At 41.7% G+C, this 25,848-nt stretch carries 25 protein-coding genes; 11 read left to right on the top strand and 14 right to left on the bottom strand.

All coding sequences use genetic code 11. From position 1 onward, the window contains the following. Window positions 1-15: 15 nt before the first annotated feature. The 3 genes from ACRPI0_RS06235 to ACRPI0_RS06225 all read right to left on the bottom strand — a co-directional run bounded on the left by ACRPI0_RS06235 (window position 16) and on the right by ACRPI0_RS06225 (window position 4,263). Window positions 16-375: a hypothetical protein gene (locus ACRPI0_RS06235; protein WP_432355447.1), complete on the bottom strand. Its 360-nt coding sequence runs from the start codon at window positions 373-375 to the stop codon at window positions 16-18. 312 nt (window positions 376-687) lie between these two features. Beyond that, window positions 688-2,733, bottom strand: coding sequence for a CocE/NonD family hydrolase (locus ACRPI0_RS06230; RefSeq protein WP_432355445.1), 2,046 nt, complete (start codon window positions 2,731-2,733; stop codon window positions 688-690). 15 nt (window positions 2,734-2,748) lie between these two features. Then, window positions 2,749-4,263: a BCCT family transporter gene (locus ACRPI0_RS06225; RefSeq protein ID WP_432355443.1), complete on the bottom strand. Its 1,515-nt coding sequence runs from the start codon at window positions 4,261-4,263 to the stop codon at window positions 2,749-2,751. Window positions 4,264-4,515: 252 nt separating this feature from the next. Here ACRPI0_RS06225 and ACRPI0_RS06220 point away from each other — a divergent pair, with 252 nt between their 5' ends. Next, window positions 4,516-5,169 (top strand): TetR/AcrR family transcriptional regulator, encoded by a 654-nt coding sequence (locus ACRPI0_RS06220; protein ID WP_432355441.1) that lies wholly within the window; start codon window positions 4,516-4,518, stop codon window positions 5,167-5,169. A gap of 41 nt (window positions 5,170-5,210) precedes the next feature. Here ACRPI0_RS06220 and ACRPI0_RS06215 read toward each other — a convergent pair whose 3' ends face one another. The 3 genes from ACRPI0_RS06215 to ACRPI0_RS06205 form a co-directional block, all read right to left on the bottom strand. Continuing rightward, window positions 5,211-5,891, bottom strand: a complete 681-nt coding sequence (locus ACRPI0_RS06215) for a YjgB family protein (protein ID WP_432355440.1) — start codon at window positions 5,889-5,891, stop codon at window positions 5,211-5,213. A gap of 108 nt (window positions 5,892-5,999) precedes the next feature. Next, the gene (locus ACRPI0_RS06210) at window positions 6,000-7,787 is read right to left on the bottom strand and encodes an adenylate/guanylate cyclase domain-containing protein (protein ID WP_432355438.1); all 1,788 of its coding nucleotides are present in this window, start codon (window positions 7,785-7,787) and stop codon (window positions 6,000-6,002) included. A 6-nt stretch (window positions 7,788-7,793) separates the two neighbouring features. After that, window positions 7,794-8,936 (bottom strand): HD domain-containing phosphohydrolase, encoded by a 1,143-nt coding sequence (locus ACRPI0_RS06205; RefSeq protein ID WP_432355437.1) that lies wholly within the window; start codon window positions 8,934-8,936, stop codon window positions 7,794-7,796. A gap of 132 nt (window positions 8,937-9,068) precedes the next feature. Between ACRPI0_RS06205 and ACRPI0_RS06200 the strand changes: the two genes are divergently transcribed. Then, on the top strand, window positions 9,069-9,419 hold the full coding sequence (locus ACRPI0_RS06200; RefSeq protein WP_432355436.1) for a DUF3307 domain-containing protein: 351 nt from the start codon (window positions 9,069-9,071) through the stop codon (window positions 9,417-9,419). A 59-nt stretch (window positions 9,420-9,478) separates the two neighbouring features. Here ACRPI0_RS06200 and ACRPI0_RS06195 read toward each other — a convergent pair whose 3' ends face one another. Then, entirely contained in the window at window positions 9,479-10,528 is a 1,050-nt protein-coding gene (locus tag ACRPI0_RS06195) for an NAD(P)/FAD-dependent oxidoreductase (RefSeq protein ID WP_432355435.1), read from the bottom strand. Between the two features lie 117 nt (window positions 10,529-10,645). On the opposite strand from ACRPI0_RS06195, the gene ACRPI0_RS06190 reads away from it, so the two are divergent. From ACRPI0_RS06190 to ACRPI0_RS06175, 4 genes are all read left to right on the top strand, one after another. Next, the gene (locus tag ACRPI0_RS06190) at window positions 10,646-11,440 is read left to right on the top strand and encodes an ABC transporter ATP-binding protein (RefSeq protein WP_432355434.1); all 795 of its coding nucleotides are present in this window, start codon (window positions 10,646-10,648) and stop codon (window positions 11,438-11,440) included. Between the two features lies 1 nt (window position 11,441). After that, window positions 11,442-12,368 carry an iron-hydroxamate ABC transporter substrate-binding protein gene (locus ACRPI0_RS06185; RefSeq protein WP_432355432.1) on the top strand — a complete coding sequence of 309 codons (927 nt, stop codon included), beginning with the start codon at window positions 11,442-11,444 and terminating at the stop codon, window positions 12,366-12,368. Between the two features lie 67 nt (window positions 12,369-12,435). Beyond that, window positions 12,436-13,434 carry a FecCD family ABC transporter permease gene (locus tag ACRPI0_RS06180; RefSeq protein WP_432355431.1) on the top strand — a complete coding sequence of 333 codons (999 nt, stop codon included), beginning with the start codon at window positions 12,436-12,438 and terminating at the stop codon, window positions 13,432-13,434. Next, window positions 13,431-14,438: a FecCD family ABC transporter permease gene (locus ACRPI0_RS06175; RefSeq protein ID WP_432355430.1), complete on the top strand. Its 1,008-nt coding sequence runs from the start codon at window positions 13,431-13,433 to the stop codon at window positions 14,436-14,438. Before ACRPI0_RS06180 ends, ACRPI0_RS06175 begins: the two co-directional genes overlap by 4 nt. Window positions 14,439-14,480: 42 nt before the next feature. Here ACRPI0_RS06175 and ACRPI0_RS06170 read toward each other — a convergent pair whose 3' ends face one another. Continuing rightward, window positions 14,481-15,236: an SDR family NAD(P)-dependent oxidoreductase gene (locus ACRPI0_RS06170; protein ID WP_432355429.1), complete on the bottom strand. Its 756-nt coding sequence runs from the start codon at window positions 15,234-15,236 to the stop codon at window positions 14,481-14,483. Window positions 15,237-15,523: 287 nt separating this feature from the next. Between ACRPI0_RS06170 and ACRPI0_RS06165 the strand changes: the two genes are divergently transcribed. Both ACRPI0_RS06165 and ACRPI0_RS06160 read left to right on the top strand, forming a co-directional pair. Next, a complete protein-coding gene (locus ACRPI0_RS06165) occupies window positions 15,524-16,933 on the top strand; it encodes a purine-cytosine permease family protein (protein ID WP_432355428.1) in 1,410 nt (469 codons plus the stop codon). A 153-nt stretch (window positions 16,934-17,086) separates the two neighbouring features. Beyond that, complete coding sequence (locus ACRPI0_RS06160) at window positions 17,087-18,580, top strand: BCCT family transporter (RefSeq protein WP_432355426.1); 1,494 nt, start codon at window positions 17,087-17,089, stop codon at window positions 18,578-18,580. A 41-nt stretch (window positions 18,581-18,621) separates the two neighbouring features. Here the strand turns inward: ACRPI0_RS06160 and ACRPI0_RS06155 are convergent, their stop codons facing one another. Continuing rightward, window positions 18,622-18,855, bottom strand: a complete 234-nt coding sequence (locus ACRPI0_RS06155) for a hypothetical protein (protein ID WP_432355425.1) — start codon at window positions 18,853-18,855, stop codon at window positions 18,622-18,624. Between the two features lie 12 nt (window positions 18,856-18,867). Continuing rightward, window positions 18,868-19,107, bottom strand: a complete 240-nt coding sequence (locus ACRPI0_RS06150; protein WP_432355424.1) for a hypothetical protein — start codon at window positions 19,105-19,107, stop codon at window positions 18,868-18,870. A 165-nt stretch (window positions 19,108-19,272) separates the two neighbouring features. Between ACRPI0_RS06150 and ACRPI0_RS06145 the strand changes: the two genes are divergently transcribed. Further along, window positions 19,273-20,184, top strand: a complete 912-nt coding sequence (locus ACRPI0_RS06145) for a S1C family serine protease (protein WP_432355423.1) — start codon at window positions 19,273-19,275, stop codon at window positions 20,182-20,184. 41 nt (window positions 20,185-20,225) lie between these two features. Here the strand turns inward: ACRPI0_RS06145 and ACRPI0_RS06140 are convergent, their stop codons facing one another. The 4 genes from ACRPI0_RS06140 to ACRPI0_RS06125 form a co-directional block, all read right to left on the bottom strand. Beyond that, window positions 20,226-20,366: a YfhE family protein gene (locus tag ACRPI0_RS06140; protein WP_432355422.1), complete on the bottom strand. Its 141-nt coding sequence runs from the start codon at window positions 20,364-20,366 to the stop codon at window positions 20,226-20,228. A 66-nt stretch (window positions 20,367-20,432) separates the two neighbouring features. Continuing rightward, entirely contained in the window at window positions 20,433-21,353 is a 921-nt protein-coding gene (gene hprK, locus ACRPI0_RS06135) for an HPr(Ser) kinase/phosphatase (RefSeq protein ID WP_432355421.1), read from the bottom strand. A gap of 488 nt (window positions 21,354-21,841) precedes the next feature. After that, window positions 21,842-22,603, bottom strand: a complete 762-nt coding sequence (locus ACRPI0_RS06130; protein ID WP_432355420.1) for an SDR family NAD(P)-dependent oxidoreductase — start codon at window positions 22,601-22,603, stop codon at window positions 21,842-21,844. After that, window positions 22,590-23,534 carry an MBL fold metallo-hydrolase gene (locus tag ACRPI0_RS06125; RefSeq protein WP_432355419.1) on the bottom strand — a complete coding sequence of 315 codons (945 nt, stop codon included), beginning with the start codon at window positions 23,532-23,534 and terminating at the stop codon, window positions 22,590-22,592. Before ACRPI0_RS06125 ends, ACRPI0_RS06130 begins: the two co-directional genes overlap by 14 nt. A 150-nt stretch (window positions 23,535-23,684) precedes the next feature. On the opposite strand from ACRPI0_RS06125, the gene proC reads away from it, so the two are divergent. Then, complete coding sequence (proC, locus tag ACRPI0_RS06120) at window positions 23,685-24,515, top strand: pyrroline-5-carboxylate reductase (protein ID WP_432355417.1); 831 nt, start codon at window positions 23,685-23,687, stop codon at window positions 24,513-24,515. Window positions 24,516-24,577: 62 nt separating this feature from the next. Continuing rightward, window positions 24,578-25,597 carry an NADPH dehydrogenase NamA gene (gene namA / locus ACRPI0_RS06115; protein ID WP_432355416.1) on the top strand — a complete coding sequence of 340 codons (1,020 nt, stop codon included), beginning with the start codon at window positions 24,578-24,580 and terminating at the stop codon, window positions 25,595-25,597. Window positions 25,598-25,848: the final 251 nt, after the last annotated feature.

Here is a 25,848-nt window from a genome sequence, read left to right as displayed (position 1 = left end):
GTGAGAAAAGACATGTTACGACGGATCCTTTTCTTCTTGGATAGAATCACTTTTAATTCCAAATTGTGTTTTCGTTTCCTCCATCTCCGGCAAACTGATGATGTTACGAGTGAAGGATTGAAGAGACTCTAGTTCCACATTAACTTGCTCTAATTCACCGCTATCGTAAAAAGGTTCTTCCCAATAGACCGCTTGTGAATCGGCAGAAGCCAGTACGCGGATCACCTGCATATTTACACCACCTGCTGTGTCCTCATCTGTAACAATCGTTTCTTCGGATGTGTAATCGGATTGGTTAACGTACAGCGTTTTGTGATTCCCTTGCAATTGTGACGCTTGTTTTACAAATTGTTCTATAGATGCTGGTTGAGTCATAATGCTACCTCCTTCAGGTTCTAGTAGGGAGTATTCCCTTCCAAGTGGGGGGTGTAAACAACTCAATTATCAAGTTTGTGATTGTAAAGTGAGTGGGATTGGTCGCGTGTTTGTGAGATTTATAAATTTGGCTTGTTGCCGCGGAACTTTATGATCAGATTAACGTAGTTTATGAGCGTTTTCTCTGGGTTATGATCACTTTTCTCGGTATATTGAGCGTTTTCCTCAATTAAGTTATCCCAAATAAAAAAATGTCGAGGGAATCTATTTTTGCAGATTCCCTCGACAGACTAATTTGTATGATTCATCACATTAAGTGAAATCGCGTTCAATTTTTTCTTCCCATTTCTTATAGAACACTTCTTTGTCGTTTTCCCATGCTTTCAATTCATTCATGAGATAATAATGGGTTTCGTCTGCCGACATGGTGCTCTTTGTCTCGAGGTATGTCTGCCAGTCATCCTTCCCGACACTTAACGTCCAATCGCATTCTACCAGTGCGCTGAGTGGATCATTTTCTTTGATCGTATAGACATTGCGATTAGTACTTCCGTATTCGAGTCCGTTGCAATGCAACTTGCGCTTTCCTTCGTCTGAGAAGTCGTTTAGCGTCCAGACTCCTGTTGCTACATCTTGCTTCACTTCCCGCGTACGGCCTGCTTCACGCAGAATATCTTTTTCCAATACTGGCGCTGTTTCCGCTTGCGCAAAAGGCTTAAGCGTGTTGTCGAGCTCTTTCGGATCTCTTAAAGGCAAGACGAGTAGCGTTTTTTCACTTGTATCCAATGAGAACGTGACGGCTTCAGGGAATGGCCAAATGTGCGGCCAGTAGTTTGGTGAAACCGCAAGTTGCCAGTGATGCCCTTTTTGCAATGTATGACCGATGACATTCATCTTCACCGTCACATCATATGGTTTTCCTGGCTCTAAGTAACTTGGATGCTCGTCGCTATCGCGGTGCGTTAAGTTCAATACACCCCACGTGACACGTGTTGATGATCCATCCGGTGCCACATCGTTCAGACGTACTACTAGATTGGCAGCCTTTTGATCAGATGTAATTCTGCAACGGAATTCAGGTGCACCGAGGATTGGCTGTTCTTCTTCAACGGGTTCTGCATCGAACACCACAGCCATTCCATTCTCGATTCGCTGGTCAGCAGGTAAATCTCCGGGTTGACCGAAAGGACAGAAAACACCCGCGTATAAGCCGTGTTGTTGAACGGAAGATACGATGACTTGTTTCCCTTCAGCTGAATCTCCCAGCATTTTTCCTGTTACGAATAGGTGCTTTTCAACAATGTTTGCTGGTGGCCATTGATGTTCTGCTACCCAATGACCCGGACGATATAAGTATTCCGTTTGAGGAGGAACGCTATCTTGCATGTAAACGCGAACCATCGGCTCATCCATAATGCCCGTACGTTCGTCTTTAAGCCATTCATCCCACCAACGGACTGCTTCTTGTAAAAATCCGATTTGCGGACCTGGTACAGCCATTTCAGGATACTCGTGTGCCCAAGGGCCAATTAAGCCTTTTTTCGGTCCTTTAAGACCTGCCAATAATCTTGGGATTGCATTGGTATAGCCATCTGCCCATCCACCTACTGCGAATACCGGTATCTTGATATCATCATAATTTTCAATGACGGAACCGTGTTTCCAGTAAGTATCCCTTCGCTGATGGCGTACCCATTCCTCTGCGTAGGGTGGAGTTAACTCCATTCGTTCTAGCCAATTCTCACTCCACGATTCACCACGCACTTCCGGGAATTGAGGTCTAGCGTTGTATGCGAACATGGTAGAAGCCCACCATAGCATATCGGACGCGAGCATCGCTCCGCCTTTGTAGTGAACGTCATCTGCATAGCGGTCATCTGTTGAGCACAATGTAATAATGGCTTTTAGCGCTGGGTGCTGGCGAGCAGCGATTTGCAGTCCATTAAATCCACCCCATGATTTACCGATCATGCCGACGTTGCCTGTTGACCAAGGTTGTTTCGCAATCCAGTCCAATACTTCAAGCGCGTCGTCTTGTTCTTGTTTTAAGTATTCATCATACAAAATACCGTCAGAATCACCAGTTCCACGGATATCGATCCGAATGCTCGCATATCCGTGACCTGCAAAGTATGGGTGACGAAGGGAGTCGCGTAACGCTGTAAATTCATTTTTACGATAGGGCAAGTACTCTAACACCGCAGGTACTGGTGTCGTTTCTGCATCTACAGGCAACCAGATATGAGCTGCTAGTTGCGTACCGTCTGAAAGTGGGATCATTACATTTGAAAGTTCTTTTGTTTGTTTCGGAAACGTAGTCCGGATTGTACGATTTGTTTCTCTAACGTTAAATACCATAGGGAATTCCTCCAATTATTTGTTTAGAGTTTCTGTAGGAAAATCTTCGCGCAACCATCTGATCAGGGAGACGAGAAGTAATATATAGATGACGAATATTGGAACTGCAACAACCACTGCAGAAGTTTGTATGACTCGGAGTCCTCCTACTAATAACAAAGATATCGATAGGATTGCCAATATAGCACCCCAAACCATGCGATGCCATCTTGCAGGATCCTCACCCGGTTGCAATTCTTTCGTTGCAACTGCGGCAAGAATATACGTTGCTGAGTCCATGGATGTGGATAAGAAAATTACACCCACTATTACAAAGAACGGCAATACAAGTATATCTAGCGGCAATGAATGGAGGATATCGACGATAGCGGCGGGTCCTCCTTGTTCAGATAGTGTTTTCGCGACATCTGTAATTCCTTGAAGCTGCAGATTCATCGAATAGCCACCAAAGACCATGAAATAAATCCATCCTCCGATGGAGCCCCAAAGTAACATGTGAGTGATCAGTTCACGTAACGTACGCCCTTTGGAAATTCGAGCGACGAATAGTCCCATAAACATTGCTGTAGCAGCGAACCAAGCCCAATAGAACACAGTCCATCCTTGAGGGAATCCTCCCTTGGCAATTGGATCTGTATGGAAACTCATGAACGTAAAGTTTTGAAGCATCATTCCAAAACTGTTCGAGAAATACGTTAGTATAAACGAAGTAGGTCCAGCGATGAAAACAAAGAGTGCAAGGGCAATCGCTAAGTAGATATTCAAATCACTTAATCTCCGAATCCCTTTTTGCAAGCCTAAATAGGCACTAGCTGAGTAGATAATAGTGATGAGTGTAACGATAACAGCGTCTAATCCAATTGATGGTTTTATAGAAAATATGGAGCCTACGACAGCAGAGACCATTGGAACACCAAGCCCGAGTGAAGTTCCAAGACCACCCACTAAACTCCAGATGACGAGTACGTCAATCAATTTCGCGACCCAACCATCAGCATATTTACCAAGTGCTCCACTCAATGCTGTACTGATTTTAAGTGAAGGACGTTTCTTCACAAAATACGAGTATGCAATGACAACAGATGGAAATGCATAGAGTGACCACGCAGAAATTCCCCAATGGAACAAGCCATAAGTCAACGACCATTCTGCGGCTGCATTTGTCCCTGGTTCAATTCCAAACGGTGGACCCGAATAGTATGAAATTGGTTCAATCATGGACCAGTACATAATACTTGTCCCCATTCCAGCGGTAAACAACATTGCACCCCAACTGAAACTGTTGAACTCTGGTTTTCCTTCTCCTAATTTAATACGGCCGAACTTACTGAATGCAAGCCATATCAAAAATACGAATAGACCGAAAGTAAGGAATTGGAAAGCCCAATCCATTTTGAATGTTATGAACGTCATTACGTTGTCCAGAACTGGTTCTGCACTTGCTCTGTATATCACAAGTAGTACGGTTGCAATTAAAATGAAAATAATTGACGTCCAAAATACGAAAGGATCTATTTTAGTTTTCTGCATTCTCCATCCCCCTTTGATGTTTCACAATCGCAACTTTGATAACGCTTTCAATTATTGCATTTTTTACAATTCAAAGAATTTCTAAGCGGTTATATAAATTTGCAGATTTCTCACTCTTAATTTATAATCATGATTATCTTGTGAACATGTTTATAATATCAGAATAGATTGGCAAGAACAAGCATCATGTATAATGGGATGATCTGGTAGTATGCAATGATTACCTATAATTAGAAAAGTGAGGCGCTTTATTTGGATAAAAAAAAGCTCCAAAAAAGTAGAATGTGGAAGTACTTTGTAGAGGCCGCAACTGAAATAATTGAAGAAGAAGGTGCACGTGCTGTAACTATACGAAAAGTCGCTGATCGAGCTGGTTATAACAGTGCGACAATTTACAATTATTTCGATGAATTTTCACACTTACTCTTTTTCTCTTCGATGCGGTTGATGAAGGACTACACGATTGAAGTGACTAGACGGATGAATGAGGAGTCCAACTCATTGGACCAATATGAGGTCGCATGGGAATGTTTTTGTGAGTACTCGTTCAAGCAACCGGATATCTTTCACTCTGTTTTCATCCGAGACCTAGGCGAGAACCCAGATCATCTATTGGATAAGTATTATGAATTTTACCCAACGGACATTGTCGATGTTCCTGAAGAGATCCGAATGAGTTTACTTGAACAAAACGTTGTAAAACGGGGGAATCCCATCTTAAGAAGAGCGGTTGACCAAGGTTGTCTGGATGAGGATAAGATTGAATCATTAAACGAAGTTACGATTCTGATTTGGCAAGGGATGCTCATGAGTTTCCTCAACAATCGCATTACTTCCTCAGCTGAAGAAGCAGCTGATCGCACGATGTTTTACGTCAGAGAGATTATCAATCGTCTAAAGTCTTAATCCGAATTCCCAAAACCATGCGTATGTCCCGCATGGTTTTTTCATTTATCAAGTAATAAGTTTACGTGATCAGCTGTGTCTTTTTCATTCAATATGAACTGTAACTGATAGCCATCGATTTTATAAATATAGCTGATTTGACTCGTTTCTTTAAGAGTATGTTTTTCGTCCGGTTCACCTATCTGTTTCACTAAATCCTCTGATGTAATTCCGCCTAAATTGGTTTGTCTTTCGACATTCGTACCTAAATATCTCGCTTCCACTAAAACACCTTTTTCGTTATACCTTAGATCATAAGAAGCTTGGCCCATTGAACCGTTATATCGATCGAATGTGTCCTGCCTTTCAGGTTTACCAATTGCATTATAAACATCCGTTTGTGTAGTTTTCCCTACATAAAACTGATCAGTTAGTCGATAAACTTTCCCTTTCCTACCCTCTTCAACTAAGCTGTTCAGTGTTTCGATTGCTATCTGCTTTTGCCCTTGGTCGACAGCATCCTCAGTGGAGTCGCTCGAATCGGATGATTGAGATCCATCTGTCGACTGTTCTTGTTCAGATTCTTGTTCACTTCCCTTACTCTCTTCTTCCACACTACCATCATGATTTCTAGTTTCCGATTGTTGATGTGTAGATTTATTCCCTCCTTCAGATGGTGACGGTGCACATGCAGTCAAGCTAGCTGTCAAAACTAACATCAGTAGCATTGGATTCTTTTTCATGGTCGTCCTCCTCCATTCGTTAACTATTCTCCTTATTTTTTTCCCCTTTACTCTACCATTTACACGTAGAAACGAAAAAAAGAGCTCCACTAGGGCTCTTTTTTTCATCTAATAAAGGATTGGAGTTATTCGGACAAGCTCGACAGAAGTACCTACACCATGGAGTTGCGTTGTAAAACGGGCTATCTTTCCGATATCATAATCAATCTTCATTTCATCCAGTAATTTCTTCTTCAATACAATATCGCCACCTGTGCTCTGTTGTTGGACACGTGCAGCCATATTCACGGTTCTCCCGAAATAGTCCAGCACTCCGTTTGCATTTACCGCTATTACAGGACCTTCATGCAATCCTATTTTAATGGTGACTGGATTATTAAGAGTTCCATTTAGTTCCGCAACAGATAGTTGAATTTCTAGCGCAGCGTTAAGTGCATGTACATTCGAGGAAAATGCCGCCATAACTGAATCTCCAATTGTTTTTACGATCGTTCCTTCATAAGTACGGATGATTGCACCTAGTGTCGTAAAATGTTTTTGCACATCACTGTAGGCGCTTGCATCCCCTACCCGTTCATACAGTTGGGTGGAATCTTTCAAATCCGTAAAAAGAATCGTCAGTTTGCCCACACCGATTTGCATACCTGGTGCAAGTACTTCTGCGGGTAATAAATCTCTGAAAAGCTGAAGCGACGTGACTTCTCTGGCAGTCAGTGCATATTCATCCCACTTGGTTTCTTCCATTGCCACAATGAATTCTTCATCACTTGTATTCACAATAGCAATGTCAGGACTTTGCGAGAGCACTTGTTCAACAATACCCGTTGGGTGAATATGTATTTGAGCCGATTCCACATCGGAAACATGAGTAAATGGTATCTTGAAATTATGTTTCAGCACTCTTATCTGCATATCTCTCGGAGTAACAGTCCATGGTATGTGCGTCGTCGTTTGTGGCGGTATTCTAAATTGTCCAATGGTGTGAGGAGAATTCGTAGGGCCATTTATGCAGAAGAGTTGTTTATTCGTTTTTCGAAGTGATCCGTTGACTTGAAAGGTCATTTCAACGTAGTTATCAAAATCAAGTTCAAAGTCCACGCCACATAAGTCACAGTGGACGGTCTTTTTTACATCTTTTAAAACGGCTGCATGATCTTTTGCAACACGACAATTCGGGCACATCAAGCTCCATTCATAATCCAATACCCCTGCCTCACTTGCAAATAAGAAAAGTCGAACGGCTTGCTGTTTCGTAAATCCATGCTCATGTGCCCAGCGATACGGTTGAATGGAAGACACAGCCTCGTCCGATTCTGTCCGAATGGTTTCAATCAGTCCACTTACTAATTCGGGCTCCAATGATAATTCGTTCAAATGGTGCTCCGCATCCAAGATGAGCTGTTCATTCACTTTAATTTCCTTCAGTTCTCGTATTGTAGGAATGTGTTCTTGTGTTTTAGAGGCTTCTTCAATGTACGAGAATGTTTTCTGCAACTGAGGAATGATGCCTTTTTTCAATGAGATTTGCCCTAAAAGTGAGTGATACTCGAACACCCCAGTAAGTGTAACCGTTGTTTCGCGTCCACCCTTTGATGAAAGCGCTACTTTCCACTCGACACGTTTGACCGGACCTTTGGTATAGACGCGTTCAACAGAGTAGAACGATTCACGCACCCATTCAAAAACATGTTCGTCCCATTCAACTTCCACCAATCCGTAGGCTTTGCCTTTAGCTTTACGAATCAGCTGTTGTGTTCTGGATGTAAAAGGAGAAAAGTCGACTGAAAATAAGCCAATGTACCGGTTCAATCTATTTGTATCAGAAACTAGTGCCCAGACTAACTCACGAGATAAGTTGAATGTGCGACTTTCTTCAAATGTAATTATCTTTGACATCACTTATCACGCCCTATCAGTATAGCTATCACGAATTGTGACAAATTCATCTAAATGGTTTAAAAACAAGTCGATAAGTGTTGGATCGAACTGTTTTCCACGTTGTTCTTCTAAGTATGAAACGATTTTTTCCAGTGGCCATGCATTTTTATAAACACGGTCACTCCCAAGAGCGTCAAACACATCCGCCACTGCAGTAATCCTTCCAAATATATGAATCTGTTCCTCTTTTATACCTCTCGGATACCCTTGCCCATCCCATCTTTCATGATGTTGGTAAGCAATGATGGCGGCTGTTTTTAACAATTCACGCTCAGAGTTTCGGAAGATATTGTATCCGACTACTGTGTGTAATTTCATATGTTCAAATTCCTCTGTCGTTAACTTCCCTGGCTTCAACAGAATGGAATCAGGCGTTGCGACTTTTCCAATATCGTGCATAGGAGAAGCGTATCTTAGGAGTAATGCACGTGACTCAGGTATACCAGCGAGAAGTGCTAGTTTATAAGAGTATTTCGCGACCCGCCTCACGTGATTTCCAGTTTCTTGTGAACGGCTTTCACCGATTTCCCCCATCGTCTCAATAATCTCTTTTTGAGTTTCCAGTAGTTCGTTTTGCAAAATGAAGGCGTCGAGAGATTTCCCTGCATAAGTTGAAGCAAACGTTAACAGAGTTTCATCTTTTCTTGTAAATTGGGAGTCTCCTATCTTATTGATAGCTTGAAATGCACCAATTATCTTCCCTTCCTGGTTTGTAAAAGGAATACAGAGCATTGAACGCGTTCGATACCCCGTTTCTCGGTCGACTTCTATATTAAAACGCTCGTCTAAATAAGCATCTTCTACACTGATTAGTATTCCGGATTGTAAACTTTCACCTACAATGCCACTTGTCTCTGATATTGAAATCCGCTCCACTCCATGACCAGCAACAGTCCATACGGTTTGTGTCGCTGTTTCACGAAGCCAGACGGTGCATCGGTCAGCCTGGACAAGCTTTGTTCCCAAGTCCGCTAATAGAAGAAGCATTTTAGAAATATCAGTTTCAGTAGACATTTTTCCCATATATTCAAAAATTGTAGATAATAGTTGATCCGATTGTGGAAAATCCTTGGAATCCAGGGGCGTTTGTCCGAGCAAATTTTTCATTTTTGGGGATCCTTTCTAAAAAACAGTTGTCACTTTACGATCTCTTTGCAATAATAGTAGCATGAAACTACTAGAATAACATAACTAAAGTCATTATATTTCACAAAAGGATTGGTAATCGGAGGTTATTTCGTGACATTGTTCTCATATTTGATAGTAGGTCATCTGGTCGGAGATTATTTACTTCAAACAAGTTGGATGGCAACTGGAAAAACAATGAAGTGGGAACCTCTCTTATTGCATTGTTTTGTTTATACATCGGTTTTAAGTGTTGCACTTTTAATAGGCGCAGGAACAATTCCTTTCTGGGCAATTAGTATTATTTTTCTTAGTCATGTCATTTTGGATCGCAGACACTTTGTACTATGGTGGGCAAGAATGGTCATGGGCGTGAAAGACGGACAACCCGCCTGGCTTGTAATTATGGCTGATCAGGTTTTCCATATCCTGATCCTCTCTTTCATCGCACACTATTTAGGCTGAGAACGACAAAAAGAAGCAGAGAAAAATCTCTGCTTCTTTTTGTTTTCTAGAATGCTGTATTAGCCAATAAGTTCCTGAACAAGTTTTTTGTTTCTGTCCTTGAAAATTTCATTGTGTGAGCTAACCATACCTCCTTGCGACGCTTGTGGATCCAAGTACATTTTCGCGCTGTTTACAGCATTCGCAGCATCTTGGAAAGCGCCTGCAATTAAGTTCACTTTGCTCTCGTGGAATAACACATCTCCAGCTGCAAAGATTCCTGGAACTGAAGTGCCGCTCATCGCTGTCCCGGCAATTCGATGATCCTTTGTAAGATCAAGATTAGCTTCACTTCCTCCTATTAAAGAAGTATCTACTTCATAACCGTGATTGATGACTACATCATCAATTTCAAGTGTCAATCCAGACTCCTCCAGACAGTGTTTCAACTCCACCTTTTCAATGGAATGATGATCATCTGACGCAATGAGTTTATCGATTCTCGTGTTGAAGTGACACACCACTTTACTCTGAAGAAGTTGCTGAACTTGCGCTTCATGACCGTTAAGATCACATTTCCTATACGTAAGAATCACTTGTTTTGCAATGGGTTCGAGCTCGTTCGCCCAGTCGATCGCAGCATTCCCACCGCCTGAAATCAGGACACGCTTCCCTACAAAATGCTGCAACGACTTTACCGTATAATGAAGATTTGTCACTTCAAAGCGCTCTGCTCCTTCGATTTCCACCTTCTGCGGTTTTAAAATCCCTCCGCCAACAGCAAGGATCACGGTTTTACTATAATGTTTGGCTCCTGAAGCTGTGGTAATAACAAAGTTCTCTTGAAGATTTTTCTCGATTCCAATCACTTTTTCATTCAGGATTACTTCAGGGTTGAAAGTCGTGCCTTGTTCGACCAACTTGTTAATCATTTCAGCGGCAGGTGCTGGTGTAACTCCACCAATGTCCCAAATCATTTTCTCTTGATAGACGTGAAGTTTTCCACCAAGCTCCGGTTGGAATTCAATGATTTTAACAGACATCCCCCGTAATCCACTATAAAAAGCAGAATACAGGCCCGCAGGTCCTCCACCAATAATTGTGACATCTACAAGTGTTGCTTGAGACATACTTCATCCCCCTAAATTTATATTTGACATCTTTGTAATCACTCTTTATAGTAGCATTATACCGATAATGAGAATCATTATCAATGATTTATGTGTAAAAAGATTGGAGTGCTCCAAATGGTACGCTTGGCAACTGAGAAATTACAGATTGCTTACGGTGAACAAATCATCGTGGATGATCTATCTGTTACAATCCCGGATAAGAAGATAACCGCGATCATCGGGGCGAACGGTTGTGGGAAATCCACTTTCTTAAAAGGAATGACTCGTCTGATTCCCAGAAATTCAGGGAAAGTTCTATTGGACGGGGGTGACATCGCTGAGCATAAGACGAAAGCGCTCGCTAAGAAAATGGCAATTCTTCCACAAACGCAAGAAGCCGCGAGTGGCCTGACGGTTGCAGAACTCGTTTCTTATGGTCGTTTCCCCTATCAGACTGGACTTGGTCGTTTAACTGCAACTGATTTCGATGTCATTAGCTGGGCACTTTCCGTTACGAACACCGAATCATTCCGCGACCGTCAAGTCGATGCCCTTTCTGGAGGACAACGTCAGCGTGTGTGGATCGCAATGGCACTCGCGCAAGAAACGGAAATCATTTTCCTGGATGAGCCGACGACCTATTTGGACATGGCCCATCAGCTTGAAGTACTTGAGCTACTTCAGAAACTGAATGTTGAACAAGAACGAACAATCATTATGGTATTGCATGATTTGAATCAAGCAGCTCGTTTCGCTGATTATTTGATTGCGATGAAAGACGGGAAAGTTATTAAAGCAGGTTCATCGGAAGAAGTCATTGAATCCACCATTCTTCGAGAAGTTTTTAGAATTGACGCGGAGATTGGTATCGATCCGAGAAGCGGAAAACCGATGTGTATTACATACGATTTACTAAAAGGAGATCACTAACATGAAAAAAGCACTTCTATTTTTAACACTTGCACTCGTTCTGGTACTCGGAGCTTGCTCATCGAAAACTGATGAATCCTCTAAAGCGCCTGAAAAAGAAGAACCTACTAAGGAATCAGGCACAATCACATACGAATCCGAAGATGGGCCAATTGAAGTTCCTGCAGATCTAAAACGCGTAGTTGTCCTATCGACTTATGCGGGTCATGTTATGGCACTGGACGTTCCTATCGTTGGGGTTGACTCTTGGTCGAAAACGAACCCTAGATTTGATGCAAAACTGAAAGATGCTGAAGAAGTGACTGACGAAGATTTGGAAAAAATCATCGAATTGGAACCAGATTTGATCATCGGGTTATCGACTATGAATAATATCGACCGATTAAAAGAAATCGCACCTGTTGTCACATTCACATACGGAAAAGTGGATTATCTGACGCAACAAGTTGAAATCGGTAAGTTATTAAACAAAGGTGACGAAGCTCAAGAGTGGGTCACTGATTTCCAAGCGCGCGCAAAAGAAGCTGGCGAAGAAATCAAAGCCAAAATCGGTGAGGATAAAACGGTTTCCGTTATCGAGAACTTCGACAAACAACTTTATGTCTACGGTGATAACTGGGCACGCGGAACAGAAATCCTCTATCAGGAGATGAAACTTCCAATGCCAGAAAAAGTGAAAGCAGATGCATTAAAAGATGGCTATTTCGCACTTTCTACTGAAGTTCTTCCTGACTATATGGGAGACTATGTTATTTTAAGCCGCAATAGCGATGCCGATAATTCCTTTATGGAGACTGAAACTTATAAAAATACACCAGCTGTTAAAGAAGGTCATGTATTTGAAGCTGAAGCAAGTGAGTTCTACTTTAATGATCCTTTAACACTTGAGTACCAGCTTGAGTTTTTCAAAGAAAACTTTTTAAAGTAATCGATATTCAAGAAGGATTCTTTCACCTTGAAAGAATCCTTTTCTTTTGCGAAAGGAGTCCTGTCTAATGAAATTGCGAAAAATGCCATTTTCAATTAAATTCTCTATTGCTTGCATCGGTTTAGTCGCTTCACTATTTCTGGCAATGATACTGGGTGCAGCAAATATATCAGTTCCTGATTTGTGGCATGCAATTATCGGTGATACAAGTAAAAACAGTTTGATATTACGGGAAATCCGCTTTCCACGAGAACTTGCTGCGTTACTAGTCGGGTCTGCATTAGCTGTTTCAGGTGCCATCATGCAAGGGATGACGCGGAATCCATTAGCCGATCCCGGCTTACTCGGCTTGACTGCTGGTTCCAATGCAGCACTCGCCATCGCGTTTGCATTAGTTCCTTCTATTAGTTATTTCGGAATCATGGCTGCCTGCTTCGTTGGGGCAGCAATTGGAGCTTTGCTCGTATTCGGCATTGCCGCAGCGAAACGTGGGGGCTTCTCCCCTATGCGCCTTGTACTTGCAGGTGCAGCCGTATCCACCTTCTTCTTTGCTATAGCCGAAGGAGTTGGCATCTATTTCAAAGTCTCTAAAGATATTTCCATGTGGACAGCTGGTGGAGTGATAGGAACTACGTGGGCACAACTTCAGATCATGACGCCTGTCATTCTGATTGGAATTGTGATTGCGCTAGTTTTGTCCAAACAATTGACTTTACTTAGTCTTAGCGAAGAAGTTGCAGTCGGACTAGGGCAAAATACGTTCAGGATCAAAGTTATTTTGTTCGTCCTTATCATTATTCTTGCAGGCTCATCTGTCGCTCTTGTTGGTAATCTGGCGTTTGTCGGTTTGATGATTCCTCATATCGTTCGGGCTGTAGTCGGAACAGATTATCGTTTCATTCTACCGATGTCAGCTGTCATAGGAGGTGCCTTCATGTTACTGGCAGATACATTAGGACGTACAATGAATGCACCTTACGAGACACCTGTCGCTGCTCTTGTTGCCGTAATGGGACTACCTTTCTTCCTAATTATCGTCCATAAAGGAGGTAGGGCGTTCTCATGATCCGTTCAGAAATTCTCAAGAAGCAACGTGTTTTGTTACTTGTATTTGGTTTACTAACCCTATTGACTGCTATTGCAGCGATAACTTTTGGCCCAGCTTCTATCGGTCCAGAAAGGATCTTCCCTGCCTTGTTCGGCAACGGAACATTTAAAGAAGAGTTTGTGTTGTTTTCAATCCGTCTTCCCCGTATTTTCATTACGTTCTTAGCAGGTGCAGCACTGGCTCTGTCTGGTTCAATACTACAAGGTATTACACGTAATGATTTAGCGGATCCAGGAATTATCGGCATCAATGCAGGGGCCGGCCTATCTATCGCAGTTTTCTTTCTATTCGTACCTGTAGAGGCAGGCGCGTTTGTTTATATGCTGCCGATTGTTGGATTCATAGGTGCATTTCTGACTGCTGTCCTAATCTATCTTTTTGCTTACGATAAGAAGACGGGCATGCAGCCGATTCGTTTGGTGTTAACAGGCGTAGGATTCTCTTTAGCACTTAGTGGAGGGATGATTGTCCTCACCTCTTCAGCTGACCAGGACAAAGTGGATTTCATAGCGAAATGGTTAGCGGGGAATATTTGGGGATCAGATTGGCCATTCGTTTTAGCCTTATTGCCCTGGCTTCTGATTCTTGTGCCATTTGCGTTATATAAAGCAAACCGGTTGAATGTTTTAGGTCTCAGTGAATCCGTGGCAATCGGAATCGGAGTTTCTGTTGAACGAGAACGAATCATACTGTTATTGACAGCGGTTGCCCTAGCAGCATCGGCAGTTTCTGTTACAGGCGGTATCGCATTCGTCGGATTGATGGCACCACACATCGCAAAATCGTTGATTGGGCCACGAAGTCAGCTCTATTTACCCATAGCGATTATACTGGGCGGATGGCTGTTGCTACTTGCAGACACAATCGGTAGGAACGTTTCGAGTGTAGGAATCATCCCTGCTGGACTTGTTGTTTCACTGATTGGCGCTCCGTATTTCATCTATCTATTGTTACGTAAATAAAAAAACACGATCCTCTAAATCAGAGGATCGTGTTTTTTGTCATTAACGTAATTTAGTTGCGCCACCGTCAACCATGATTGTTTGACCAGTGATGTAAGAAGCGTCTTCGCTACCAAGGAAGACCGCAACGCGACCGATGTCGCCTTCCAATTCGCCTAAGCGACGCATTGGGATGTTGTTGAGCATTTTATCATATGCTTCAGGCTGATCTTTTTTCCATTGTTGGATACCAGGTGAATTGGCAATTGGGGAAATCAAGTTTACGTTGATGCCGAACTGACCCCATTCATTTGCTGCTACACGAGTAATCGCACGGATTGCTTCTTTTGCAGCTGCATACGTACCTTGCATAACGTCTCCATTAATACCAGCACCTGAAGAGAAGTTGATGATAGTTCCTTCAGATTCTTTCAAGTGAGGATATGCCGCTTGCATCAAGTAGAATGTTGGATAGAATCCTGTGTTGAAAGAGAAATCCATATCTGCTTGAGTAGCATCTGCTAGCAATACTTGACGTGAAGCATGTGCATTGTTGATAAGAATGTCGAGTCTGCCATACTTTTCAACGACTGTTGCAATAATATCTTTTAACTTGTCGCGATCTGTAAGATCCGCTTGAATGAACATACATTCAGGTTGGAATTCCTGAAGTTCTTTCACCATCGCTTCCCCTGTCTCAGCGTTCAAGTCGACGATTGCAACTTTCGCACCTTCTTTAACGTAAGCTTTTGCCATTCCGCTACCAATACCACCCGCACCGCCGGTGATTACTGCTACTTTACCATCTAATTTACCCATAACGTCCACTCCTTTTTATCACTACTAGTTTAACACTTAAGAATCGTGAAATATACTAATCAGTTTCAGTATTCCCCGTTTTTTATGGAATACCCTTTAGTCGAAATACACTGAATAGACTAACTGTGGATGCCTTCATTTTCCATGCTGCGTGTAGAATACACACAGATCTGTTGTCGATCCTTGATAATTTCCTTGTTTTTTTGTTATGCTAGTCTAGAATCAGTAATTGCGAAAAATAATTGACTGAACAGAAGGAGATGTATTTATCGTATAGGAGGAATTAAATGAAATCAGAAAAAAAGACTATGAACGAATTCACGGATTTAAATGAAGATGTAGAAAGCGATTATTCCCTTGATCGAGTTCCTAGAGAAGAACGGAATAAAAGCTGGTTAAGTATTACTAATATTACGTTTGGTATTGCAACCGCAATCTTTTATTTCCAAATGGGAAGTGTTATGGCTCTATCTTATGGAGCAATAAACGCAATGATTTCATCTGTGTATGCAATTGTTGTGGCCGGTGTATTAGGCACGGTGATTGCATATTTATCCGCAAAATCAGGAATGAATGTCAATCTCTTATCTAGAGGTGGAGGTTTCGGATATGTCGGTTCTTCGCTAACGTCGCTTATTTACGCTTCAAACTTCATAATGTATTGTGCATTTGAAGGACTCATCTTAGTATCTGCAGTTCACCACTTTTTCCCTACCCTCCCAAAGTGGATTTTCATCATCGTATTCGGATCAATCGTCATCCCCTTGAATTGGTTCGGAATTGAACAGCTTGATAAATTACAAAAATGGTCAATGCCTGTTTTTATGGTATTTTTAATCGCTGCGATTGTCATATCGTTTTATAAACCTGCAGTCTATGCAGGATCGGTATTTTCTTATATGCCTGAAGGCGTAACAATTGGCGGTACAGCATTACTCATGTGTATCGGCATGCATAATGGTATCATGGGACTCACTGCCCTGCTCGCTTCGGACTATGCTCGATTCCTTAAGCCAAAAGACATTAAAATAGGATCTGTTATGATTGGATTCATCCCACAAATCTTTTGTTTCGGAGTAATGGGCGGTCTAGGTATTTGGTTCGGTGTGCGTTTTATGGAACCAGATCCGGGTGTATACATTGTACTACTTTTAGGTATTGGCGGAGCCCTATTCACAATGCTAACGCAAATCCGTATAAATGTTACAAATATTTATAGTAGCTCGTTGTCTCTATCAAACTTTTTTGAAAACATGTTCCGGTTCACTCCCGGTAGACGTTTTTGGGTAGTTGTTTCAGGTATTAGTGCCATTTTGCTCATGCTCGGAAATATAGTAGATCACTTGGACACAATGATGACGTTTCAAGGTGTTTTCCTTCTGTCGTGGGCAGCTATACTCGTTACGGATGCTTTAGTTGTGAAAAAATTGTTAAAAATCGGACCTAATTACTACGTTGCCCGACAAGAATACTTGTATAAATGGAATCCAGTTGGGGTTGCTTCACTACTAGCAGCGAGCTTACTCGGAACATTGGCAGCACTTGGTTATATGGGGATTTTTCTCGAGTCCACAGCAGCATTTTTCGCTGCGCTACTTGCTGCAATCTTAACAGTTGTCCTCGCAATCTTTACAAAAGGAAAGTATTACTTACGTCGGCAACCTGAACACATCCACGAGCAGGATCGACTGACGTAACTATTAAATTATAATCTGTTCTACGACTATCTTTTCGCATACGAAAAAGAGAGAATGCCAAGACATTCTCTCTTTTTTTAGTTTTTTTGCTTTTTAATTTCTTTATTGCTATAGTAATAACCGTTAAACACTACAAACACCTTAGGGGGAGTCATGAGAAAAATTTCAAACGTTTTTTACATTACGATCTCACTGATCGTCTTGGCAGTTGGTTACGGTGTGCTCGCGCCGGAAAGCTTTGCCGAACAAACTGGTAAAATCCAAAGTTGGGTCGCAGCAACCTTTGGTTGGTATTATCTTATGCTGTTATCTGTCCTCGTCATTATTTGTCTGTTCCTCATTTTCAGCCCATTCGGTAAGATCCGTCTTGGTAAAGATACAGATAAACCCGAGTTTTCCACAGTGTCATGGATCGCAATGCTATTTTCAGCAGGGATGGGAATCGGACTTGTATTCTATGGTGCTGCAGAACCACTTTCGCACTACGCAGTCATGTCCTCTACAGGAGAATTGAATACACCTGCAGCATATAAGGAAGGTTTACGTCAATCGTTCTTCCACTGGGGAATCCACGTTTGGGCAATGTATGGATTTGTTGCTCTTTCTCTAGCATTCTTCCAGTTCCGTAAAGGTGAACCTGGTTTAATTTCCTCAACATTAAAGCCGATTTTCGGTAACAAAATGAACGGCCCTTGGGGTGTTCTAGTTGATGTGCTCGCTGTATTTGCAACCGCTTTCGGAGTTGCAACTACTCTCGGCTTTGGCGCTGTTCAAATTAACGCAGGGTTGAATTACTTATTCGGAGTTTCGATTGGAACACAATCTCAATTCATTATTATTTTAGTCGTTACCGTTCTCTTTATCATCTCCGCATGGAGTGGTCTCAGTAAAGGGATCCAGTATTTGTCGAATCTCAACTTGATTTTAGCAGTCGCACTACTGATATTAGTAGTTATTCTTGGGCCTACGCTACTCATCTTTAACATGTATTCAGATTCACTAGGTGGATATATCGCAAACTTCGTTAAAATGAGTTTCTCTACTTCACCGTTGAATGCAGACGATCGCGTATGGCTCGATAATTGGACAATCTTTTACTGGGCTTGGTGGATTTCTTGGGCACCGTTCGTTAGTATGTTCATCGCCCGCGTTTCGAAAGGTCGTACAATCCGCGAATTCATGATCGGAGTAATGATTGCACCAACAATTCTTTGTACATTTTGGTTCACTGCATTTGGAACGACAGCAATTGAAGCACAGAAAGCTGGAGCTAATCTTGCAGATAAAGCTACTGAATTAGTAGTTTTCGAGCTGTTCCATACATTGCCTTGGGGTGTATTCATTTCGATTGTTGCTATTATTTTAATTGCTTCCTTCTTTATTACATCTGCAGATTCTGCAACATTTGTGCTAGGAATGCAATCTAGTTATGGATCGTTAACACCACCAAATAGTATTAAACTGGTCTGGGGTATACTTCAATCTGCAATCGCATTGATTTTACTTTCTGTAAACGGATTAACCGCCTTGCAGAACACGATTATTATTGCTGCCCTTCCGTTCTCTTTCGTCATATTACTCATGATTTTCTCTCTCATGAAAGCATTGACTACGGAGTTGAACTTGATAAAAGCAAAACGGAGATAACAAAGAAGACATCCCCTCGCTAGTTGAGTGGATGTCTTCTTTTAGTACGTTATATTTCTTGAATTATGTTTTTCTGCAGTTTTATAAGCATCGTAAATTCCCCATATCCATACAATTGGATAGGTGATGAAACCGATCAGTACGAAAAATAGTAACGCGTTAACAATTTGTACTACAATCAGAATCAGACCTTTTAAAATCTGTCCATTATAAATCTGTCCAACTCCTGTCCAAAAGAAGCTGAGCACTGCTGCTAATCCTGGGCTTTTCATCATAACAATTCCCCCTTAAATAAAGAAAATACCGATAACTACTAGTGCCGCAACTATCCAAAATCCACCTATTGCAACAGTATCGGAAGCTATGAGCGGCTTTTTCTGTAGCAAGTCGATGGCATGCAAGTCTTTTTTAAGCTCTGATACTTCTTCTTCTAAATCTTTCACCTTTAGTTTAAGTGAATGGACTTCCTCAGTTACGATAATTGGCAGTTGTGACTGTCCCGTCTTTTGTAATGCACTGTTATCCAACTTAACACATACCTCCTTTAATTGTTACCAAATCGGTTAATGTAAGTATATCAATAATCTGAATAGGTTGATAGAATGGTTTTCAGGAAGATGAATTTCATTCTATGATACACTTTGGGTTCTAACGATTAAGTCAATGTCAATGTCAATGGAAGGTGTGTAACTATGAGTGAAAATATGGATTCTAATAATCCCGGTTCAGATAATCACTTCAAAGAAGAGCCAGAAATAGATACAGCAAACTCTTCCGATGAAAAAAATGATAGTGAAATTGATTTGCAACTAGAGTTAACACCTGAGGAACAAGAAGACGAGGATTTCAGGCAACTTGTATTACAAGCCCAACGAGATGCACTTGCAGAAGAAGCTGCACTTCGGAATAATCCAAAACCGCGTAAACGCAAGGTACCCCGGTGGATTGTGTTAATTATGGCGTTGATCTTATTATTCCAACCTATCGCATTCATATTTGATATCTACTCATTACCCGCCATCGAATTCTTAAAAACTTCTGCTAAACTCTCTAAGCGTGAGGATATCACCACATGGAAAAAATCTGTAGTTGTCGTCCTGACAGAGGATGGGAAAGGTACAGGTTTTGCAGTTTCCCGTGACGGGTTAATTGTAACCAATAACCATGTCGTCCAAAACAATTCGCAAATCACCGTTTCATTTGAAGAAGAAGGTCGATTTCCAGCAACTATTGTTGCCCATGACTCTGTCAATGATCTGGCGATTTTACAAATAAATAGTCCTCCGGATATACCTGTCTTATCTTTAGCTAAATCTCCTACATATACAACAAATAGTACTGTTCGATTTATCGGGAATCCATTAAACTTTTTCGGAATTGCAAATGAAGGAAAACTTATCGGAGAAACGAATTGGGCGGGTAGAACGGAGCCAATTATCCTTTTAGATGCACCTATCTATCGTGGGAATAGCGGAAGTCCTGTCTTTCAGGATGATAAAGTTATTGGTGTCGTCTTTGCGACCACTGAGCTTGATGCCTATGGAAAAGTGGGCATGTTCATAAGATCGAACGAAGTTTTAGAGTTATTGAAAGAAATCGAGTAAACAAAAAGCCCGGATGCCAAAATGGCTCCCGGACTTTTTGTTTACTTGGTTGTTCGTTTATCCGCATCTTTAGTTGCGTTATCCGCCTTTTTAAAATCACTTGCGTACTCAACTTCTTGTGCCGATGATAAGTTGTTGTTTTTGTCAGTTAGCGTTTCGTGTGGTTCTTTCTTTTCTGTCACTTGAAGTCCTCCTTAAAAAATACTGTAACTGTAGCATTCCCAGAGAAGGATTTCCTATACAGTACACTATTCCTGTTTGAATTCTGGCTCTAAACGCTCCATGAATTCATCCAGTGCGCTATATCCTTGTTGTTGTAGATACCAATTATTGGAAGCTGCTTCAATAAGTCCAGCAACATCTCGACCAGGTTGCAGTTGAATTTGAATGTATGGAACAGGTACGCCCATATACTCAGAAAATTTTTCATCCAATTCTAGTTGATTGTTTAGCGAGTTGTCTTTCCACTCGGTCAATTCGATATCGAGAGCGATTCTGGTCTCTTCTTGAAATGCTGCACGGCCATATAAGCGCACAACATTCATGAGTCCAATACTTCTCAACGCTAGAAATTCACGATTGGTCTGATTGTGAGTGCCGAGCAACGTCTGCGGACTTAGCTTTCGTAGCACGACGATATCGTCTGCAACAAGTCGATGACCTCTTCCGATTAATGTATGAGCGGTTTCGCTCTTTCCTACACCCGACTTACCTCTAAGTAACACTCCAATACCTGAAACGTTTACGAGAACGCCATGTATTGCAATTTCTTCTGCCATTGAACTAATTACAAAAGCATCAAGTTTTGAACTTGCAACCCCCATTGTATCTGGCGTTCGCAACACTGGGATTCCATTCTCCGTACAAAATGTATGGAGTCCAAAAGGTTGTTCTTGGTTGGACGTAATTAAAATACAAGGTGGATCATATTCCACAAGGTTTGAAATACGTTGCTTGCATTCTTCGTCCGTTAGCGTATGTAAATAATTCACTTCGTTTTTCCCAAGAATTTGGATATGTCCTTTTGCAATGAAGTCAAACGTATCCATAAATTCCAATCCCGGTCGACGGACCTTTGTTTTTTTTAAGGGTCTGTTTAAATGACCGCTTCCAGATAGTATTTCAAATGAAAATTGATTTACAATATTTTCTACGGCTAGCTGTTTCATAAAGGAACACCTTTCCTGAACGGGTAATTTACTCTCATTTTATCATACAATTATTTATTTCTAATTAATACTTTTACGAAAAGCAAAAAAGAATTTTTAAAAAAGGTTTAATCTATGTTTTGAGGGGTATAGATTATTACAAGGCGAAATCCAGGACGGCGTTTACTAACTAGCGCATACTGGGAGAAATGCACAGCCTTGGCGGAAGATTTGCTGTACTGACGTTAGCATCACCGTAAGTTGAGTTATGAGTTACGCGTGTTTGTAAGACCAGTAAGAAGTAAGTTTTTTGTGCAAGTGCATCATGAACAAGAAGTTCGCTTTGATTTACAGAACCACCGCACAATGAAGTGGAACACTTGCAATGCAGTAGGCTTTCGTAAGACACGTCAGCTACATGCAACGAATTTAAACTAATTTTCCGCGAATGAAGAGGCGCCTGATTTTATGGGCGCCTCTTCTTCATTGTCATTCATACATAACTACTTTCAATCATTCATTTTTTTCATGAAGTACTTTCTCCCAATGCGTTCCACCAAACTTGGAGCTAGAGAATGAAGTTTGCTTGTAATCCCCATTACTCTAGGCAAGTCTACTTGGCGTTTCGGCGAATGGACAAGCGTTATCACAGCTGCAGTCACTTGTTCCACTGTTAGTAGATGCTTTCCAACAGACTCTCTATACGTTCCGCTAGAATCCGCTTTGTCTAGAAAAGCTGTGTCTATTGGACCTGGATGAATGACAGACACCTCAATCCCATAGCTCGACACTTCCATTCGCAACGCATCTGTATAACCAATAAGCGCATGTTTTGTTGAAGCGTAGACTGCGGCCTTAGGGGTAGCTACCTTCCCAGCTTGCGATCCAATATAAAGGAAGTGTCCACTTTTACGTTTCATCCAAAACGGAAGGAATCGTTGTGTTAGTTGAATCGGTGCCATTACATTCACTGAAAACATCTGATCCAATTGTTCATCATCTGTCTCATGAGCAAGCTCAAACGAGGCAACACCCGCTGAAAAAATAATTATATCAGGCATCGTTATCTTTTCTACTAAGCAATCTGCAGCACCAGCACTCGTAAGGTCTATTGCCATAGGCTCGGCACCTAGTTTTTCTAATTCAGCAAGAGCTTCCACTGACCGTCCAGTCACTTGAACACGGTGACCTTCTGAGAGTAGTCTTATCGCAGTTTGGTACCCTACTCCACTTGTCGCACCTGTTATAAGAATTACTTTACGCTTGTTCATACCGGTGGATCCCTTGTTCATCGGTTTTTCTCACCACTCGTCCTAAATCCAATAAGTAATCCATTTGTCCGAGAGTTTCTGAGAGTGTGAGCCCGAGTTCTCTCTTATAAGCTGTGGGAAAGAGTTGGACCGTTAGTTCAAACACAGATTGCGGACCTACTTTTAACATGTCATACACTTTCATCGACCGCTCGTGCTGTTTCTGCAAACGCTGTTTAATCAGTTCATGAACGTTTTTCACAGGCACACCGTGACCACTATAAACTGTCTCCACAGGCAGCTCTAACAAACGTTTCAAAGACGCATTATATTGTAACAAGGTCTTCGGTCTTGGCAACCCTGGACTTTCTGGTGGTTCTACTAGCGGATTGGAAGATACTTTAGAAAGTAATAAATCTCCTCCGATCAGTTCATTGTCAGCAGGGTTCCAAAAAGATAAATGACTTTGAGCATGACCTAACGTTTCAAGAGCTGTCCAACCTGGATGACCGGGTAAGTCATCACCCTCTTTCAAGAAAACATCTAGTGGCCGTTCTGCCATTAGGTCAGCCGCACGCTTCATCTTGCCTACGATACTTAGTGCTTTTTCAGGGACACCTTGCTCTTTAAATCGCTCCATATAGAATTGGTCATGAAAGGCAATGAAGGCAGGATCTCTTGTTAGCCATAGATTGTTGTATGAGTGACCATAAAGCTTAGCATTCGGGAATCCATCTGCCCACCCTGAATGGTCTGGATGGTGATGGGTTAAAATGACTTGTTCGACGTCTTCCAATTTGTAACCGAATTGCTGGAGTCCTACTTTGATAGCTTCGAGTGCTTCTGGAGTTCTTGGTCCAGCATCAAAAATGCTTAGTGCATCTCCCTTTACAAGAAATGCATTCACATCTCCCACAGCGTATGGTGTTGGTATCGTTAATTGTTGTATCATAATTTCGCCTCCATTATTGAATCACTATTCATTCCATTGTACATTCTTTTTATACGTTCGTCATCTATCGTTGACTGAATCGTCAGTTGACTTATTGTGATAATCACATACACTGTTTAGATATACTGCGTTAGAGAAAGAGGGATTTCCATGAAAACAATAGTATTCGTCGGTGCAGGCTCGATGGCAGAAGCTGTGATTGCAGGAATTTGTAAACAAGGCACTATTCATCCAACAAACGTTTTCGTTATGAATCGTGCAGATGAAGAACGTCTACAATTTTTGCAAGTTGAATATGGCATTTCACTTGTAAGTGCTGACAAAAGTGAGCTTCACTCGGCAGATCTCATCGTTTTAGCTACGAAGCCTAAAGATGTGCATACTGCGATGAAACAGATACGTCCTTTCATAAGTAAGTCATGCGTAATCCTTTCTGTACTAGCAGGCGTTTCTATCTCAACAATAGAATCGGGTCTAGGCAAACACGCAGTTGCTCGTTCTATGCCTAATACCTCAGCAGCTATTGGCAAGTCCGCGACTGGCGTTGCCTGGAATTCTTTGATTGGCAACAACGAAAAACAAGACATTCTTCGCCTACTACGCTCTATCGGAATCGTAGAAGAAGTAGATGAGGATAACTTACACGCTGTTACAGCGTTGTCAGGAAGCGGACCCGCTTATATATATTACTTAGCTGAAGCACTCGAAGTTGCTGCCATTCGTGCTGGAATTGAACAATCTACTGCGCGTGAACTCATTATTCAAACCATTGAAGGCGCTGCGTGCATGCTACGTAGCACAAAGGACGAACCTGCTCTTTTAAGAGAGCACGTAACTAGTCCTGGTGGAACGACAGAAGCAGGACTACAGGCACTTGAGATGGGTGGGTTTAACGAAGCGGTATTTAAATGTATCGAGCAGGCTGAAAAACGTTCTCGTGAACTTGGATTACCGATTGTTAATAATGCCTCAAGTTCTTAAAGAAGGTTTTGAAACCTTTTTTTGATATAGTATAGTCATTCTCTTAAAGGAGTGGATTTGAATTGGCTAAATTATTTGAACCGTACACGATTAGAAACTTAACGTTGAAAAATAGAATTGCAATGGCACCGATGTGTATGTATTCTTCTCATAACGAAGATGGACATGTCGAAGATTGGCACAGAGTACACTATGGCTCAAGAGCTGTAGGTCAATCCGGATTAATCATTTTGGAAGCAACCGCAGTCCAACCTCAAGGTCGAATTAGCGCACAAGATCTTGGTATTTGGGATGACAGCCATATTGAAGGTTTGACTGAACTTACAAGGCTCATTAAACAACATGGCGCAGCAGCAGGCATTCAACTCGCACACGCAGGTAGAAAGTCCACTGTAGATGGCGATATCCAGGCACCAAGTGCGGTTGCATTCAGTGATCAATATAAAACACCTGTCGCAATGAGCACAGATGCAATCCAAGAAACCGTTAAAGCCTTTGCCCTCGCGGCAAACCGTGCAGCTCAGGCTGGATTCGATCTTCTAGAGTTACACGGAGCACACGGCTATCTGATTAACGAATTTCTATCGCCCCTTTCTAATCATCGAACAGATGAATATGGTGGAAGTTCAGAAAATCGTTATCGCTTCTTGCGTGAAATTATCGACGCTGTTAGAGCAACGTGGGACGGACCCTTATTTGTTAGGATCTCAGCAGAGGACTATACTGATGGCGGCATGACACCGGAACTCTACATCGAAATGGCAAAGTGGATGAAAGAACAAGGTGTAGACTTAGTAGATGTAAGTTCTGGCGCAGTCGTCCCTGCTAAAATAAGTCCCTTCCCTGGATACCAGGTGCCTTATTCGGAAACAATTCGAACAGGTGCAGATATAGCAACAGGCGCAGTCGGTTTAATCACTTCAGGTTTGCAAGCAGAAGAAATCCTGCGAAATAATCGTGCTGATCTAATCTTAATCGGCAGAGAGCTGTTACGCGATGCTTATTGGCCGTATCAAGCAGCGAAAGACCTTCATACTGAAATCGAGGCTCCTAAGCAATATGCTAGAGGCTGGACATTTTAAAACACATTTTCACATTTAACTCATCTAACGCAATGAAGCCACAACATCTTATAAATGTAACCCTTACAGTTGAGTGAAGAAGAAACAAAATAAAGCACGTAAAAGACCACTAATTCAAATTTGAATTAGTGGTCTTTTGCGTACTGGAAGTTATTAATGAACGATTTGGTCCGATTGAATTACAGCCCCTAATTTTATAATTGCTCTCCAATAAAAAAGATTTAAAGCTGCTTTGGTTATTTAGTGAACGC

It is taken from the genome of Sporosarcina sp. A2 (assembly GCF_050858885.1).
Lineage (GTDB): Bacteria > Bacillota > Bacilli > Bacillales_A > Planococcaceae > Sporosarcina.
The sequence above is the reverse complement of the archived record's forward strand: the minus strand, read 5'-3'. Positions and strand labels throughout refer to the sequence as shown.